At 72.0% G+C, this 16,683-nt stretch carries 16 protein-coding genes and 1 riboswitch; of the genes, 15 read left to right on the forward strand and 1 reads right to left on the reverse strand.

Features of this window, described 5'->3' with window-relative positions; translation table 11 throughout:
- The 14 genes from ACGFQC_RS29440 to ACGFQC_RS29505 all read left to right on the forward strand — a co-directional run bounded on the left by ACGFQC_RS29440 (position 1) and on the right by ACGFQC_RS29505 (position 14,011).
- Positions 1–846, forward strand: a complete 846-nt coding sequence (locus tag ACGFQC_RS29440; RefSeq protein ID WP_393288919.1) for a glycosyltransferase family 2 protein — start codon at positions 1–3, stop codon at positions 844–846.
- Positions 847–943: 97 nt separating this feature from the next.
- Positions 944–1,873 carry an ABC transporter permease gene (locus ACGFQC_RS29445; RefSeq protein WP_363090680.1) on the forward strand — a complete coding sequence of 310 codons (930 nt, stop codon included), beginning with the start codon at positions 944–946 and terminating at the stop codon, positions 1,871–1,873.
- Complete coding sequence (locus ACGFQC_RS29450) at positions 1,866–2,645, forward strand: ABC transporter ATP-binding protein (protein ID WP_363090679.1); 780 nt, start codon at positions 1,866–1,868, stop codon at positions 2,643–2,645. Before ACGFQC_RS29445 ends, ACGFQC_RS29450 begins: the two co-directional genes overlap by 8 nt.
- Before the next feature lie 329 nt (positions 2,646–2,974).
- Positions 2,975–3,898 (forward strand): squalene synthase HpnC, encoded by a 924-nt coding sequence (hpnC, locus tag ACGFQC_RS29455; protein WP_363090678.1) that lies wholly within the window; start codon positions 2,975–2,977, stop codon positions 3,896–3,898.
- The gene (gene hpnD, locus ACGFQC_RS29460) at positions 3,895–4,845 is read left to right on the forward strand and encodes a presqualene diphosphate synthase HpnD (RefSeq protein ID WP_363090677.1); all 951 of its coding nucleotides are present in this window, start codon (positions 3,895–3,897) and stop codon (positions 4,843–4,845) included. The genes hpnC and hpnD overlap by 4 nt, the downstream gene beginning before the upstream one ends.
- Positions 4,845–4,997, forward strand: coding sequence for a DUF6380 family protein (locus ACGFQC_RS29465; protein WP_363090676.1), 153 nt, complete (start codon positions 4,845–4,847; stop codon positions 4,995–4,997). The genes hpnD and ACGFQC_RS29465 overlap by 1 nt, the downstream gene beginning before the upstream one ends.
- Positions 4,994–6,514 carry a hydroxysqualene dehydroxylase HpnE gene (gene hpnE, locus ACGFQC_RS29470; RefSeq protein ID WP_393288907.1) on the forward strand — a complete coding sequence of 507 codons (1,521 nt, stop codon included), beginning with the start codon at positions 4,994–4,996 and terminating at the stop codon, positions 6,512–6,514. The genes ACGFQC_RS29465 and hpnE overlap by 4 nt, the downstream gene beginning before the upstream one ends.
- 74 nt (positions 6,515–6,588) lie before the next feature.
- Entirely contained in the window at positions 6,589–7,653 is a 1,065-nt protein-coding gene (locus tag ACGFQC_RS29475; protein WP_363090770.1) for a polyprenyl synthetase family protein, read from the forward strand.
- A gap of 119 nt (positions 7,654–7,772) precedes the next feature.
- Positions 7,773–9,791, forward strand: a complete 2,019-nt coding sequence (gene shc, locus ACGFQC_RS29480; RefSeq protein WP_363090675.1) for a squalene--hopene cyclase — start codon at positions 7,773–7,775, stop codon at positions 9,789–9,791.
- A complete protein-coding gene (locus ACGFQC_RS29485) occupies positions 9,791–10,432 on the forward strand; it encodes a 1-hydroxy-2-methyl-2-butenyl 4-diphosphate reductase (RefSeq protein WP_363090674.1) in 642 nt (213 codons plus the stop codon). Before shc ends, ACGFQC_RS29485 begins: the two co-directional genes overlap by 1 nt.
- Positions 10,433–10,437: 5 nt before the next feature.
- Complete coding sequence (gene hpnH, locus ACGFQC_RS29490) at positions 10,438–11,460, forward strand: adenosyl-hopene transferase HpnH (RefSeq protein WP_363090673.1); 1,023 nt, start codon at positions 10,438–10,440, stop codon at positions 11,458–11,460.
- 323 nt (positions 11,461–11,783) lie between these two features.
- Positions 11,784–13,169 carry an aspartate aminotransferase family protein gene (locus tag ACGFQC_RS29495; RefSeq protein WP_363090672.1) on the forward strand — a complete coding sequence of 462 codons (1,386 nt, stop codon included), beginning with the start codon at positions 11,784–11,786 and terminating at the stop codon, positions 13,167–13,169.
- 93 nt (positions 13,170–13,262) lie between these two features.
- A complete protein-coding gene (locus ACGFQC_RS29500) occupies positions 13,263–13,892 on the forward strand; it encodes an XRE family transcriptional regulator (RefSeq protein ID WP_363090671.1) in 630 nt (209 codons plus the stop codon).
- Positions 13,889–14,011 carry a DUF6126 family protein gene (locus ACGFQC_RS29505; RefSeq protein ID WP_363090670.1) on the forward strand — a complete coding sequence of 41 codons (123 nt, stop codon included), beginning with the start codon at positions 13,889–13,891 and terminating at the stop codon, positions 14,009–14,011. The genes ACGFQC_RS29500 and ACGFQC_RS29505 overlap by 4 nt, the downstream gene beginning before the upstream one ends.
- A 34-nt stretch (positions 14,012–14,045) precedes the next feature.
- Here the strand turns inward: ACGFQC_RS29505 and ACGFQC_RS29510 are convergent, their stop codons facing one another.
- Positions 14,046–14,843: a tyrosine-protein phosphatase gene (locus ACGFQC_RS29510; protein ID WP_363090669.1), complete on the reverse strand. Its 798-nt coding sequence runs from the start codon at positions 14,841–14,843 to the stop codon at positions 14,046–14,048.
- A gap of 581 nt (positions 14,844–15,424) precedes the next feature.
- A riboswitch (cyclic di-AMP (ydaO/yuaA leader) is annotated at positions 15,425–15,582 on the forward strand.
- Positions 15,583–15,586: 4 nt separating this feature from the next.
- On the opposite strand from ACGFQC_RS29510, the gene ACGFQC_RS29515 reads away from it, so the two are divergent.
- Positions 15,587–16,624: a LysM peptidoglycan-binding domain-containing M23 family metallopeptidase gene (locus ACGFQC_RS29515; RefSeq protein ID WP_363090668.1), complete on the forward strand. Its 1,038-nt coding sequence runs from the start codon at positions 15,587–15,589 to the stop codon at positions 16,622–16,624.
- Positions 16,625–16,683 lie beyond the last annotated feature (59 nt).

The following is a 16,683-nucleotide window of genomic DNA, read 5'->3' on the forward strand; positions in this document are numbered from 1 at the left end:
ATGGGCAACCGCCCCGACGAACTGCGCGCCCTGATCGACTCGATCGCGGGGCAGGACGGCGACCGGGTCGAGGTGGTCGTCGTCGGCAACGGCTCGCCCGTCCCCGACGTCCCCGACGGCGTCCGCACGGTCGAGCTGCCCGAGAACCTCGGCATCCCCGGCGGCCGCAACGTGGGCATCGAGGCGTTCGGTCCGAGCGGCCGCGACGTCGACGTCCTGCTCTTCCTCGACGACGACGGCCTCCTCGCGCACCACGACACCGCCGAGCTGTGCCGCCGGGCCTTCGAGGAGGACCCGAGGCTCGGCATCATCAGCTTCCGCATCGCCGACCCGGAGACCGGCGTCACCCAGCGCCGCCACGTGCCCCGGCTGCGCGCCTCCGACCCGATGCGCTCCTCCCGCGTCACCACCTTCCTCGGCGGCGCCAACGCGGTGCGCACCCAGGTCCTCGCCGAGGTCGGCGCCCTCCCGGACGCCTTCTTCTACGCCCACGAGGAGACCGACCTGGCGTGGCGGGCCCTCGACGCGGGCTGGATGATCGACTACCGGTCCGACATGGTGCTGCACCACCCGACGACCGCGCCCTCGCGGCACGCCGTCTACCACCGCATGGTCGCCCGCAACCGGGTCTGGCTGGCCCGGCGCAACCTTCCCGCTCCCCTGGTCCCGGTCTACCTCGGCGTGTGGCTGCTGCTCACCCTGCTGCGCCGCCCCTCGCGCCCGGCCCTGAAGGCGTGGTTCGGTGGTTTCCGGGAAGGGTGGACCACACCCTGCGGACCGCGCCGGCCCATGAAGTGGCGTACGGTGTGGCGGCTGACCCGACTGGGCCGGCCTCCCGTCATCTGACAAGCTCGTCCCCGAGGGCCCCGGGCCGTTCCGCGGCCCCCCGGCACGTGCCGGCCCGGTTCAGGCCGCGCATCCCGAAGACGAAAGTTTCCTACTGGTGAGTGAGACAACGCATGACGGCGCAGTCGCGGTGAGTGCGCCGCCGTCGCCCGACGAGGGCCTCACGGCGGCGCAGCTGGCCGCCAAGTACGGGTTGGCCGTGAGCGGTGCCCGGCCCCCGCTGCGGGAGTACGTCCGCCAGCTCTGGGGGCGTCGTCACTTCATCCTGGCCTTCTCCCGGGCGAAGCTGACCGCTCAGTACAGCCAGGCCAAGCTGGGACAGCTGTGGCAGGTGGCCACCCCGCTGCTGAACGCCGCCGTGTACTTCATGATCTTCGGCGTGATCCTCAACGCCAGCAAGGGCATGCCGAAGGAGGTGTACATCCCGTTCCTCGTCACGGGCGTGTTCGTCTTCATGTTCACGCAGAGTTCGGTGATGAGCGGGGTCCGCGCGATCTCCGGGAACCTCGGTCTGGTCCGCGCCCTGCACTTCCCGCGGGCCTCGCTGCCGATCTCCTTCGCGCTCCAGCAGCTCCAGCAGCTGCTGTACTCGATGATCGTGCTGTTCCTGGTGGTGATCGGCTTCGGCAGCTACCCGGACGCCTCCTGGGCCCTGATCGTCCCGGTGCTGGCGCTCCAGTTCTGCTTCAACACCGGCCTGGCGCTGGTCTTCGCGCGGGCCGGCGCCAAGACCCCGGACCTGGCGCAGCTGATGCCGTTCGTGATGCGGACCTGGATGTACGCCTCGGGCGTGATGTTCTCCATCCCGGTCTTCCTCGCCGACAAGCCGGCCTGGGTGGCCAACGTCCTCCAGTGGAACCCGGCGGCCATCTACATGGACCTGATGCGCTTCGCCCTCATCGAGGAGTACGGCGCCGAGAACCTCCCCGACCACGTCTGGGCGGTCGCCGTCGGCTGGGCCGCGCTGTTCGCGATCGGCGGCTTCGTCTACTTCTGGCAGGCGGAGGAGAGGTACGGCCGTGGCTGAGCAGCCGCCGGGCCCCCGGGTGCCCACCGTGATCGCGGACGACGTGCACATCGTCTACCGCGTCAACGGCGCCCGGACGGGCAAGGGCAGCGCCACCGCCGCCCTCAGCCGGATCGTCAAGCGCGGCGAGGAGCGGGGGGTGCGCAAGGTGCACGCGGTGCGCGGCGTCTCCTTCGTCGCCCACCGCGGCGAGGCCATCGGCCTGATCGGCTCCAACGGCTCCGGCAAGTCCACGCTGCTGCGCGCCATCGCCGGCCTGCTGCCGCCGGAGAGCGGCAAGGTCTACACCGACGGCCAGCCCTCCCTGCTCGGTGTGAACGCCGCCCTCATGAACGACCTCACCGGTGAGCGCAACATCGTCCTCGGCGGACTCGCCATGGGCATGTCCCGGGAGCAGATCAGGGAGCGCTACCAGGAGATCGTCGACTTCTCCGGCATCAACGAGAAGGGCGACTTCGTCACCCTCCCCATGCGCACCTACTCCTCCGGCATGTCGGCCCGCCTGCGGTTCTCCATCGCCGCCGCCAAGGACCACGACGTCCTCATGATCGACGAGGCGCTGGCCACCGGCGACGCGAAGTTCCGCAAGCGCTCCGAGGAGCGGATCCGCGAGCTGCGCCGGCAGGCCGGGACGGTGTTCCTGGTCAGCCACAGCAACAAGTCGATCCGCGACACCTGCGACCGCGTGCTGTGGCTGGAACGCGGCGAACTGCGCATGGACGGACCGACCGAAGAGGTCCTCAAGGAGTACGAGAAGTTCACCGGGAAGTGAACCGGTGCCGTCGAGGCCCCGCCGGAACCTTCCGGTGGGGCCCCGCGTCTGCAAAGGAAGCGTCAACTCCCGCCGTTCGTAGGAATCTTGACGCGGATCGGTGTGTTGTTGTGATGTGCGGGACACCCGCGCGGGCCCTGGTGCGCTGTACAACGTAAGCTGTACCGGTCCCGAAACGCGGCAAGTGGGGCGATAATGCGCGACACCCTCGAGCGCCGACGCCGCGCGGGCGGCCGGGCGGCGTGTCCGAAATAGTGGGTGTCGGGTTGTCGGTGTAGAACGGGAGATGTGACGGCGATGGCTACGGAAACTCCCCTGCTCAACGCAGCATGTGCCGTCCCTGCCCCGGGCAGCCGACGGTGACGGCGCCGGGCGTCGCGGACACGGAGCGCTCCACCCTCGCCAAGGCCGCGGACGAGAACTTCCCCGTGGCCCCCTTCTTCCTGCCCCGGGACTGGCGCGAGGACCTGGTCGCCGTGTACGGCTTCGCCCGCCTCGTCGACGACATCGGTGACGGCGACCTCGCGCCCGGCGGCGCCGACGCCCGCCTGCTCGGCGTGCCGGCCACCGAGGCCGAGGACCGGCTGGTCCTCCTCGACGCCTTCGAGGCCGACCTGCGGCGCGTCTTCGACGGCACGCCCCGCCACCCCCTGCTGCGTCGCCTCCAGCCGAGCGTGCGCCGCCGCTCGCTCACCCCCGAACCCTTCCTCGGCCTGATCGCCGCCAACCGCCAGGACCAGCTCGTCACCCGGTACGAGACCTACGACGACCTGTTGGCCTACTGCGAGCTGTCCGCCAACCCCGTGGGCCGGCTGGTCCTCGCCGTCACCGGCACCACGACCCCCGAGCGCGTCCGCCGCTCCGACGCGGTCTGCACCGCGCTCCAGATCGTCGAGCACCTCCAGGACGTGGCCGAGGACCTCGGCCGCGACCGTGTCTACCTTCCCGCCACGGACATGAAGCGTTTCCACGTCCAGGAGGCGGATCTCGCCGCGGCGACCGCGGGGGCGTCGGTGCGCGCCCTGGTCGCCTTCGAGGCCCAGCGCGCCCGCGACCTCCTGGACGAAGGCGCCCCCCTCGTGGGCAGCGTCCACGGAAGGCTGAGGCTGCTGCTCGCGGGCTTCGTGGCGGGAGGAAGGGCGGCGCTACACGCGATCGCCGCCGCCCACCACGACGTTCTTCCCGGCCCGCCCAAGCCCGGCAAGCTCCGGCTGCTGCGCGAGGTGGGCGTGACCCTGCGAGGAGAGGGGTGATCCGGACCGTGGACTCTCCGACACCCGTGTCCGCACCGGTACTGGCCGCCTACGGCTACTGCGAGACCGTCACCGGACAGCAGGCGCGCAACTTCGCCTACGGCATCCGGCTGCTGCCCACCGCGAAGCGCCGCGCCATGTCGGCGCTGTACGCGTTCTCGCGCCGCGTCGACGACATCGGCGACGGCGCGCTGGACGGCGAGGTCAAGAGCGCCCGGCTGCAGGACACGCGGGCGCTGCTCACCCGGGTGCGCGCGGGCGAGGTCGAGGAGGACGACACCGACCCCGTCGCGGTCGCCCTCGCGCACGCCGCCAGGACCTTCCCGATCCCGCTGGGCGGCCTGGACGAGCTGATCGACGGCGTCCTGATGGACGTCCGCGGCGAGACCTACGAGACCTGGGACGACCTGAAGGCGTACTGCCGCTGTGTGGCGGGCGCCATCGGACGGCTCTCCCTCGGCGTCTTCGGCACCGGACCGGGGGCGCGCGGCGCCGAACGGGCGCCGGAGTACGCCGACACCCTCGGCCTGGCCCTCCAGCTGACCAACATCCTCCGGGACGTCCGCGAGGACGCCGCCGGCGGGCGCACCTACCTGCCCGCCGACGACCTCGCCAAGTTCGGCTGCTCGGCCGGCTTCGACGGGCCGACGCCGCCGGAGGGCTCCGACTTCGCCGGCCTCGTGCACTTCGAGGTGCGGCGCGCCCGCGCACTGTTCGCCGAGGGCTACCGGCTGCTGCCCCTGCTCGACCGGCGCAGCGGCGCCTGCGTCGCCGCCATGGCCGGCATCTACCGCCGCCTGCTGGACCGCATCGAGCGCGACCCCGAGGCCGTCCTGCGCGGCCGGGTCTCCCTGCCCGGCCGGGAGAAGGCGTACGTCGCCGTCCGCGGCCTCTCCGGTCTGGACACCCGCCACGTGTCCCGGCTGACCGTCAGGAGGCCGATCTGATGGACCCACGGGGTGAGCACGCGGACCACGGTGATGTCACCGGGGAGGAACGGCACGCAACCCTCCGCCGCGATGCCGCGTCCCTGACGGCGACGGCACGCCGTGCGGAGTCCGACCGGCACGGCGGGCGCGCAGGGGAGGGCGCACGATGAGCGACGAGCCGCGCTCCGGCGAACCGGAGACCTCCGGGCGGGACGCCGTCGTGATCGGCGGCGGGCTCGCCGGCGTCACCGCCGCGCTCGCACTCGCCGACGCGGGCGTCCGCGTCACCCTGCTCGAGGGCCGGCCCCGGCTGGGCGGCCTGGCCTTCTCCTTCCGGCGCGGCGGGCTCACCGTCGACAACGGCCAGCACGTCTACCTGCGCTGCTGCACCGCCTACCGCTGGTTCCTCGACCGCATCGAGGGCACCGCGCTGGCGCCGCTCCAGGACCGCCTCGACGTGCCCGTCGTCGACCTCGACAAGCCCGCGGGGCGACGGCTCGGCAGGCTGCGGCGCGACGCGCTGCCGGTCCCCCTCCACCTGGGCCGCAGCCTCGCCACGTACCCGCACCTCTCGCTCGCCGAACGCGCCTCGGTCGGCCGGGCCGCGCTCGCGCTCAAGGGCCTCGACCCCGCCGATCCGGCCCTGGACGCGCAGGACTTCGGCAGCTGGCTGGCCGCCCACGGGCAGTCGCCGCGAGCCGTCGAGGCGCTGTGGGACCTGGTCGGGGTCGCCACCCTCAACGCGGTCGCCGGCGACACCTCCCTCGCCCTGGCCGCGATGGTGTTCAAGACCGGTCTGCTGTCCGACCCGGGCGCCGCCGACATCGGCTGGGCCCACGTCCCGCTGGGCGAACTCCACGACCGGCTGGCCCGCAGGGCACTCGACTCGGCGGGCGTGCGCACCGAGGTCCGTGCCCGCGTCACCGCCGTCTCCGCCGCCGCCGACGGCACGTGGACCGTCCGCGCTCCCGGTGAGACGCTCCGCGCGGACGCCGTCGTGCTCGCCGTACCGCAGCGCGAGGCCCACGACCTGCTGCCGGACGGGGCGCTCGACGCTCCCGAGCGGCTCCTGGAGATCGGCACGGCGCCGATCCTGAACGTGCACGTCGTCTACGACCGCAAGGTGCTCGGCGTCCCCTTCCTCGCCGCGCTCGGCACCCCGGTGCAGTGGGTGTTCGACCGCACCGACGCCTCCGGGCTGCGCGAGGGCCAGTACCTCGCCCTGTCGCAGTCCGCCGCGCAGGACGACATCGACGCGCCCGTCGCCGCCCTGCGCGAGCGCTACCTGCCCGAACTGGAGAGGCTGCTGCCGGGCACCCGCGGCGCCACCGTGCGGGACTTCTTCGTGACCCGGGAGCGCACGGCCACCTTCGCTCCCGCCCCCGGCGTCGGACGGCTCAGGCCCGGCGCCCGCACCGAGTCACCCGGCCTTTACCTGGCCGGGGCGTGGACCGCCACCGGGTGGCCCGCGACCATGGAGAGTGCGGTCCGCAGCGGCGTGAGCGCGGCGGACGCCGCCCTCGCCGCCCTCGGCCGGCCCCGCCCCCGCCGCCTCTTCGCCTTCGAGGAGGCGGCCCGCCGCACCGTCCCGGGGGACGCCGCAGCCGACGGCGGCCGCGCCGCGGGCCGGACCCCCGGCCGAGAACCGGAGGGCCCCGGTGTTCCCCTGCGAGGTGGGACCCGGTGACGTTCGACCAGCACGGCTCGGCACACCCCCGCACCCCCTCCGGTACCGCAACAAGAGGAGAAACTGTGCCCACTGTGCCCCCGGCCGAGAAGGCCGCAAGGAGGACCGCGGTGGACGTGACCGCGCTGCTGGAGCGCGGCCGGACCCTGGCCACACCGGTCCTGCGCGCGGCCGTCGACCGACTGGCGTCTCCCATGGACACGGTCGCCGCCTACCACTTCGGCTGGATCGACGCCCGGGGCAACCCGACCGACGGGGACGGCGGCAAGGCCGTGCGTCCCGCGCTCGCCGTGCTCTCCGCCGAGGTCACCGGTGCCGCGCCCGAGGTGGGCGTGCCCGGCGCGGTCGCCGTCGAACTGGTCCACAACTTCTCGCTCCTGCACGACGACCTGATGGACGGTGACGAGCAGCGCCGCCACCGCGACACCGTCTGGAAGGTGCACGGCCCCGCCCAGGCCATCCTGGTCGGCGACGCCCTGTTCGCGCTGGCCAACGAGGTCCTGCTCGAACTCGGCACGGTCGAGGCGGGCCGGGCCGCCCGGCGGCTGACCACCGCCAGCCGCGCCCTGATCGACGGCCAGGCCCAGGACATCTCCTACGAGCACCGCGACCGCGTCAGCGTCGCGGAGTGCCTGGAGATGGAGGGCAACAAGACGGGCGCACTGCTGGCCTGCGCCAGCTCCGTCGGCGCGGTGCTCGGCGGCGCCGACGCGCACACCGCCGACACCCTGGAGCGGTACGGCCACCACCTCGGCCTGGCCTTCCAGGCCGTCGACGACCTCCTCGGCATCTGGGGGGACCCGGAGGCCACCGGCAAGCAGACCTGGAGCGACCTGCGCCAGCGCAAGAAGTCCCTGCCGGTGGTGGCCGCGCTCGACGCCGGCGGCCCCGCCTCCGAACGGCTCGGGGAGATGCTCGCCGCCGACGCCAAGCGCAGCGACTTCGAGAACTTCTCCGAGGAGGAGTTCGCGGCCCGTGCCGCGCTCATCGAGGAGGCCGGCGGCCGTGAGTGGACCGCCGAGGAGGCCCGCCGCCAGCACACCGTCGCCATCGAGGCCCTGAACGCCGTCGACATGCCCGAGCAGGTGCGGGAACGGTTCACGGCGCTCGCCGACTTCGTCGTCGTACGAAAGAGATGATCACTATCGGTCGAATAGCCCTCGCGTAGTCGCCGGCCGGTGTCGCGGGAAGAGAGGCACCGGCCGACGGCGGACCCACAGCAGACGCAACGCCATGCACACTGCACGAAGGGGAAGCCATGACAGCGACGACCGACGGAAGCACCGGGGCCCTCCCGCCCCGTGCTGCCGCGGCCAGCGAAACCCGTATCGACATCGACATCCCCGCGGCGGCCGGGGGACAAGAAGCCGCCGCGCGCGCGATGCGACGCGCGACCGACTTCCTGCTCGCCCGGCAGGACGTCGAGGGCTGGTGGAAGGGCGACCTCGAGACGAACGTCACGATGGACGCCGAGGACCTGCTGCTCCGCCAGTTCCTGGGCATCCAGGACGAGGCGACCACCCGCGCCGCCGCCCTGTTCGTCCGCGGCGAGCAGCGCGATGACGGCACCTGGGCCACCTTCTACGGCGGCCCCGGCGACCTGTCCGCCACCATCGAGGCGTACGTCGCCCTGCGGCTGGCCGGGGACGAGCCCGACGCGCCGCACATGGCGAAGGCCTCCGCCTGGGTCCGCGACCAGGGCGGGATCGCCGCCGCCCGGGTCTTCACCCGGATCTGGCTGGCGCTGTTCGGCTGGTGGAAGTGGGAGGACCTGCCCGAACTCCCCCCGGAACTGCTGTACTTCCCGAAGTGGTTCCCGCTCAGCATCTACAACTTCGGCTGCTGGGCCCGGCAGACCATCGTGCCCCTCACCGTCGTCTCGGCGAAGCGCCCGGTGCGCCCGGCGCCCTTCGGGCTCGACGAGCTGCACACCGACCCGGCCGTTCCCCACCCGCCCAGGCCGCCGGCGCCGCTGGCGAGCTGGGACGGGCTGTTCCAGCGGCTGGACAAGGTCGTGCGCGGCTACCGCGCGGTCGCGGTGCGCAGACTGCGCGAGGCCGCCCTGAACTCGGCGGCCCGCTGGATCATCGAGCGGCAGGAGAACGACGGCTGCTGGGGCGGCATCCAGCCGCCCGCCGTGTACTCGGTCATCGCCCTGTACCTGCTCGGCTACGACCTCGAACACCCCGTGATGCGGGAGGGCCTGAAGTCGCTGGACCGGTACGCGGTCTGGCGCGAGGACGGGTCCCGGATGATCGAGGCCTGCCAGTCCCCGGTGTGGGACACCTGCCTGGCCACCATCGCGCTGGCCGACGCGGGGGTGCCGGCCGACCACCCCCAACTGGTCAAGGCCGCCGACTGGATGCTGGGCGAGCAGATCGTGCGGCCCGGCGACTGGTCCGTGCGACGGCCCGGACTCCCGCCCGGGGGATGGGCGTTCGAGTTCCACAACGACAACTACCCCGACATCGACGACACCGCCGAGGTGGTCCTCGCGCTGCGCCGGGTCCGCCACCACGACCCGGAGCGGGTGGAGAAGGCGATCGGACGCGGGGTGCGCTGGAACCTCGGGATGCAGTCGAGGAACGGCGCCTGGGGCGCGTTCGACGTCGACAACACCAGCCCCTTCCCCAACCGGCTGCCGTTCTGCGACTTCGGCGAGGTGATCGACCCGCCGTCGGCGGACGTCACCGCGCACGTCGTCGAGATGCTCGCCTTCGAGGGCCTCTCCCACGATCCGCGCACCCGGCGCGGCATCACCTGGCTGCTCGCCGAACAGGAACCGGACGGCTCGTGGTTCGGCCGCTGGGGCGTCAACTACCTCTACGGCACCGGCTCGGTGGTGCCCGCGCTCACCGCCGCCGGACTGCCCGCCCGGCACCCGGCGATCCGGCGGGCGGTCGCCTGGCTGGAGCGCGTGCAGAACGACGACGGCGGCTGGGGCGAGGACCTGCGCTCCTACGACGACCGGGCGGGCTGGAGCGGCCGGGGCGCCTCGACCGCCTCGCAGACCGCCTGGGCGCTGATGGCGCTGCTGGCGGCCGGGGAGAAGGACTCCGGGGCCGTCGAGCGGGGCGTCGCCTGGCTCGCCGGGACCCAGCGCGAGGACGGCTCCTGGGACGAGCCCCAGTTCACCGGCACCGGCTTCCCCTGGGACTTCTCCATCAACTACCACCTGTACCGGCAGGTCTTCCCGCTGACCGCGCTCGGCCGGTACGTCCACGGCGAGCCCGTCGCCCCGAAGGCGCCGGTTCCCCCCGAGGCCGAGGGGAGCTGATGAACGCCCAGCCCGCCTCCGCCCCGCTGCTGATCGCCTGCGCGCTCGGCATCGAGCACCTCGCCCTGCGCATGGGCGACCGCGGCGGGGCCGGCGGGCCGGTGACCGTCCTGCGCACCGGCATGGGGCCGAAGGCGGCCGAGCGCTCCGTCACCCGGGTCCTCACCGACCCGGTGCTCGGCGGGGCGGCCGTGCTCGCCACCGGTTTCTGCGCGGGCCTGGCCCCCGGAATGCACCCCGGCGACCTGGTGGTCGCCGAGGAGACCCGCGACCCGTGCGGCACCGTGCCGTGCGTGGACACCGAACTGCTCGTCAAGGAACTCGTGCGCACCCTGCCCGGGCGCACCGTCCACACCGGCCCCCTGACCGGCTCCGACCACGTGGTGCGCGGACCGGAGCGGTCCGACCTGCTCGCCACCGGCGCGATCGCGGTCGACATGGAGTCGGCGGCCACGCTCCTGAGCGCCGTCCGCGCGGGCACGCGCCCGGTTGCGGCCGTCCGGGTGGTCGTGGACGCTCCTGAACATGAACTCGTCCGGATCGGAACGGTGCGCGGTGGAATATCGGCTTTCCGCGTCCTTCGTTCCGTCCTGCCCGCATTCTTCGAATGGCACCGCAACGTGCTGCTCCCCCGGAGGTGAGCCAGATGGCCATGCCGCTGCGCCAGTCCATCAAGGTCGCTACTTACTTGGCTGAACAAAAGCTCCGCAAGCGGGAGAAGTTCCCGCTCATCGTCGAGCTGGAGCCCCTCTTCGCCTGCAACCTCAAGTGCGAGGGCTGCGGCAAGATCCAGCATCCGGCGGGAGTGCTCAAACAGCGCATGCCGGTCGCCCAGGCCGTGGGCGCGGTGCTCGAATCCGGTGCGCCCATGGTGTCGATCGCCGGCGGCGAACCACTGATGCACCCTCAGATCCACGAGATCGTGCGCCAGTTGGTGGCGAAGAGGAAGTTCGTCTTCCTCTGCACCAACGCCCTGCTGATGCGCAAGAAGATGGACGAGTTCACGCCCTCGCCCTACTTCGCGTTCGCCGTGCACATCGACGGGCTGCGCGAACGGCACGACGAGTCGGTGGCCAAGGAGGGCGTGTTCGACGAGGCCGTGGAGGCGATCAAGGAGGCCAAGCGGCGCGGCTTCCGGGTCACCACCAACTCGACCTTCTTCAACACCGACACCCCGCAGACCATCGTCGAGGTGCTCGACTTCCTCAACGACGACCTCAAGGTCGACGAGATGATGATCTCGCCCGCCTACGCCTACGAGAAGGCCCCCGACCAGGAGCACTTCCTCGGCGTGGAACAGACCCGCGAGCTGTTCAAGAAGGCCTTCTCCGGAGGCAACCGGCGCCGCTGGCGGCTCAACCACTCGCCGCTCTTCCTGGACTTCCTGGAGGGCAAGGTCGACTTCCCGTGCACGGCCTGGGCGATCCCGAACTACTCCCTCTTCGGCTGGCAGCGGCCCTGCTACCTGATGAGCGACGGCTACGTGCCGACGTACCGCGAACTGATCGAGGAGACGGACTGGGACAAGTACGGCCGCGGCAAGGACCCGCGCTGCGCCAACTGCATGGCGCACTGCGGCTACGAGCCCACCGCCGTCCTCGCCACCATGGGTTCGCTCAAGGAGTCGCTGCGCGCCATGCGCGAGACGGTCTCCGGGAACCGGGAATGACGTCATGACCGCCGTCTCCCCGGGTGTCCCCAGGTGTCCCCGGGGTCCCGGCTCGCCGGCATCGGCCGCACGCCCGTCGAGATCGCCGGACGGATCAGCGCGAGCCCGACCGCCCGTGAGGCGCGCGGCAGCCGTCGGGAGGACGCCTGTCGGCCCGGCGGAGGGGACACGGCGCGCGGCAGCCGTCGGGAGGACGCCTGTCGGCCCGGCGGAGGGGACGCAGCGCGCGGCAGCGTCGAGAACACGACCGGCGGCCCGGCCGAGGGGACGGCCGGCGGCACCTGCGACAAGACCACCGACGGCCCCGGCAGGGAGACAACGCGATGACCACGGAGTTCGACCTCGGCGCGCTGCTGGCCGAGCGCGGAGCCGAACGCTACGAGCTGCACGGCAGGTACCTCAACCACCAGATGCCGCGGATGCTGCACACCATCGGCTTCGACAAGGTCTACGAGCGGGGCGAGGGCGCGTACTTCTGGGACGCGGACGGCAACGACTACCTGGACATGCTCGCCGGGTTCGGGGTGATGGGCCTCGGCCGCCACCACCCCGTCGTCCGCAAGGCGCTGCACGACGTCCTCGACGCCTCGCTCGCCGACCTCACCCGCTTCGACTGCCAGCCGCTGCCCGGACTGCTGGCCGAGAAGCTGCTCGCCCACAGCCCGCACCTGGACCGGGTCTTCTTCGGCAACAGCGGCACCGAGGCCGTGGAGACCGCGCTGAAGTTCGCCCGGTACGCCACCGGCAGGCCCAGGGTCCTGTACTGCGACCACGCCTTCCACGGGCTGACCACGGGCTCCCTGTCGGTCAACGGCGAGGGCGGGTTCCGGGACGGCTTCGCGCCGCTGCTCCCCGACACCGCCGTACCCCTCGGCGATCTCGACGCGCTGGCGCGGGAGCTGCGCAAGGGCGATGTGGCCGCGCTGATCGTCGAGCCGATCCAGGGCAAGGGGGTGTACGAGACCCCGCCCGGCTACCTGCGCTCCGCCCAGGAGCTGCTGCGCCGCCACCAGGCACTGCTCATCGCCGACGAGGTGCAGACCGGCCTCGGCCGGACCGGCGACTTCTACGCCCACCAGCACGAGGAGGGGGTCGAACCCGACCTGGTCTGCGTCGCCAAGGCGCTCTCCGGCGGCTATGTGCCGGTCGGCGCCACGCTCGGCAAGGACTGGATCTTCAGGAAGGTCTACTCGTCCATGGACCGGGTGCTGGTGCACTCGGCGAGTTTCGGATCCAACGCGCAGGCCATGGCGGCCGGGCTGGCCGTGCTGTCCGTGATGGAGAACGAGCAGATCGTCGCGAACGCCCGCGTGACCGGGGAGCTGCTGAAGTCCCGGCTCACGGCGCTGATCGACACGTACGAGCTGCTCGCCGACGTGCGCGGGCGGGGCCTGATGATCGGCATCGAGTTCGGCAAGCCCCGCTCGCTGAAACTGCGCAGCCGCTGGGCCATGCTCCAGGCGGCCCGCAAGGGCCTGTTCGCGCAGATGGTGGTCGTCCCGCTGCTCCAGCGGCACCGCATCCTCACCCAGGTCTCCGGCGATCACCTGGAGGTGATCAAGCTCATCCCGCCGCTCGTCGTGGGGGAGCGGGAGGTGGACCGGTTCGTGGACGCCTTCACCGAGGTGATGGACGACGCGCACAAGGGTGGCGGGCTCGTCTGGGACTTCGGCCGGACACTGGTCAAACAGGCGGTGGCCAACGGGTAGGGCAACCGGTGGTCCCTTCCACGAGGCCCTGAGGTACTTTGCCTCTCAGGCAAGAAATTTGCCGGAGAGGCAAAGATGCGACTGAATGAGGGTATGAGTCACCCCGCTTCGGAGGCCGGGCCCGAGCCCGGGCCGGCGGACGACCTCGGTGTCGTCGCCCCGCAGCTGCGCGCCCTGCGCCGGCGCGCCTCCCTCACCCTGGAGAACGCGGCCCGCACGGCAGGGCTGTCGCCGGCCCACCTCTCCCGGCTGGAGACCGGGCAGCGCCAGCCCTCGCTGCCGATGCTGCTCGCGCTCGCCCGTGTCTACGGTACGACCGTCTCGGAACTGCTCGGCGAGACGGTCGCCGGCCGGGACGCCGTCGTGCGTGCCGCCGACATGGAGCCCACCCACGCGGGCGGCTGGACCTACCGGCAGTCCGGCGCCCCGGGGCGGGGCATGCAGGCGCTGCACGTGCAGGTGCCGTACGGCTCGCAGAGCGACATGGTGCGGGTGCACCCCGGCGAGGAGTGGCTGCACGTCCTGCGCGGGCGGCTGCGGCTGCGGCTCGGGGACACCACCCATCTGCTCGGACCCGGCGACAGCGCGCACTTCGACTCGCTGACCCCGCACCGCATCGCCGCCCAGGACCCCGACGGGGTCGACCTGCTGTTCGTCCACACCCTGTTGCAGAGCCCGACGGCCGCGCTGTGCCTCGGCCCCACCCCTGGAGAGACGCCATGACCGACATGGAGGAGAAGTTCCCCCGGAGCCTGTGGATCCGGCTGATCATCTACATCGCGGTGGGGCACCTCTTCGCCGGGTTCCTCTGGCTGCTGTTCGAGGTCGGCGCCAAGCAGTAGACGGCACCGGACGCCGGACGCCGGGAGTGCCCGCTCAGTCGAGCAGGCGCTCCCGGAGCCGCTCACGGGTCTCCGGGGCCAGGCCGAGGCCCTGCTCCAGGTAGGCCTCGACACCGCCCCAGGTCTCCTCGACGGTGTCGAACGCGGCCGCGAGGTACTCCGCACGGGCGTCGAAGAGGGGGCTCAGCAGCTCCATGACCTCGGGGGAGTACGCCTCGGCCGAGGTGCCGCTGCGGCGCACCTTGTAGCGGCGGTGCTTGGCGTTGGACTCCAGGTAGTCGGCCAGGATCGCCTCGTGCTCCACGCCCACCGCGAGCAGCGTCACGGCGATGGACAGGCCGGCCCGGTCCTTGCCCGCCGCGCAGTGCATGAGCGCCGGGACGCTGTCCTCGGCGAGGGAGTGCAGCACGCGCGAGTGCTCGCCCGTGCGCTCCGTCATGACCGAACGGTAGGAGGCGATCATCCGGCCGGCCGCCTTGCCGCCGCCGAGGATCTCCCGCAGCTGGTCGATGTCGCCGTCGCGGACCATCTTCCAGAACTCGGCCCCGTCCGCCGGGTCGGAGAGCGGCAGGTTCACATTGCGCACGCCCGGCAGCTCGACGTCCGGGCCCTCCAGCCTCTGGTCCGCCGCGTTGCGGAAGTCGAAGACCGTGTGCAGGCCCAGTGAGGCCAGGAACGCGGCGTCCTCGTCGGTGGCGTGCGCGAGATGTCCGCTGCGGAACAGCACGCCGTGGCGGACCCGCCGGCCGTCGACGGTCGGCAGGCCGCCCACGTCCCGGAAGTTGCGCACTCCGGCCAGCTCGGGCTCGGTCGACGGGATCTGCTGCGTCACGGGGGCTCCTCCCGGTCGTCGGTCCCGGCCGGCGCGGCTCGACGTGGCCACCGGAACACTTCCCTGACCATACGACATCGATGCCTGGGGCAAACGGGTCCTCGACCAGGCCTTCGAGACCTCCGCGAGCCCTGTTCGAGGCCTCTGCCGGTCCTGTTCGCACCAGGGGGCCGGCGCTCGGGTCCGCCGGTGGAGGCCGCCCCGGGAGGGCCGACCGGGTGCGCACCCGACATGTGGTGACCCCGATGTGCCGGTTATCCGTTCGTGTCGCATCTGAGGCTTCTGTCTGAATTGAAGCCTTCGTTCCAACTCGCTCTGGAATAAGCGGCTCTGGGGATCCGTCACGTGAGCAGCGTCATATCCGTGACCCTGAGTTGTCCGTCATGCTCACGTAATACGGCTGTTTTCCAAGGCTGTTCATCGTGAAACCGGCCCCTTGATTCACGGAAAGTGACCGGGAATTCCTGCCGGGGATCAAGAGAAAGCCTCGGCGAGTACAACCTTCGCTTGTCCCTGTGCGTCGTGGTCGCTTACGTTCCAGACCAATCCGGACGGACGCCCAATCCTGCCGCCGCCCGGAGCCCGCACACTCACCCGTGAACGGCAGGAGCGGGGGACCCACAGGCAGTACCGCCTGTTCCGGTCTCCGGAACGGCTAGGGGTACAGCCGCGCCCCGGCGCGGCCGGACATCTCCAGTCCGCACCCGACAGCTCACCTCGCAGGCGCCGGAGAGGAATTCGTCATGCCCGCCAAGGGTAAGCACCGCCGTCCGAAGCCCCAGCGCTTCACCCGCTCCATCGCCGCCGCCGGAACCGGCGGCGCCGCGCTCGCCCTCCCCCTCATGGGGGCCACCGGTGCGCACGCCGCACCGTCGCAGTCGGCGGCGCAGGCGGTCTCCGCGGTGTCCGAGCTCTCCGCCGCTCCGGAGAAGGCCGCCCAGGCCGTTCCCGTGGCGCAGAAGTCCGCGAAGTCCGCCACGACCTACACGGTGCGTTCCGGCGACTACCTCTCCAAGATCGCGGACGAGCAGGATGTCACCGGCGGCTGGACCCGGCTCTACGCGGACAACCGCGAGGTCGTCGGGGACGACCCGTCGCTGATCCACCCGGGTCTGAAGCTGTCGATCGGCAAGAAGGCCGCGACGAGCACGACCAAGTCGCCGTCCGATTCGTCTGGTTCATCCGGTTCCTCCTCCTTGTCGAAGCAGTCCTCGGGCTCCTCCGCGAAGTCCTCTGAGTCCTCTGAGTCGTCGAAGTCGTCGAAGTCGTCGAACTCCTCTGCGTCCTCGAGGTCGAACTCCTCGGACGTCTCGAAGTCGTCCTCCTCGCGGGCGTCCACCACGCAGGCCGCCGGGAACGCCACCACCGCCACCGGCTTCAGCGTCCCGGTCTCCGGCGCGACCGTCGGCACCCCGTACAAGATGTCCGGCAGCATGTGGTCCAGCGGGTACCACACCGGTGTCGACTTCGTCGTCCCCACCGGCACCTCGCTCAAGGCCGTCGGCGCGGGCACGGTCGTCTCCGCGGGCTGGGGCGGCGCGTACGGCAACCAGGTCGTCATCAAGCTCGCCGACGGCTTCTACGCCCAGTACGCCCACCTGTCCTCGCTCTCCGTCTCGGCCGGCCAGTCCGTCTCCGCCGGTCAGCAGGTCGGCCTCTCCGGCGCCACCGGCAACGTGACCGGCCCGCACCTGCACTTCGAGATCCGCACCGGTGCCGGCTACGGCTCGGACGTCGACCCGGTCGCCTACCTCCGCTCGCACGGCGTCTCCGTCGGCTGACGTACCGCCCGGCCTCCCGCCCGGCACGCCACCGAAGGCCGGCCCCCGCTCCCGGGGGC

Origin of the sequence: Streptomyces sp. NPDC048734, assembly GCF_043198675.1 — a bacterium.
GTDB lineage: Bacteria > Actinomycetota > Actinomycetes > Streptomycetales > Streptomycetaceae > Streptomyces.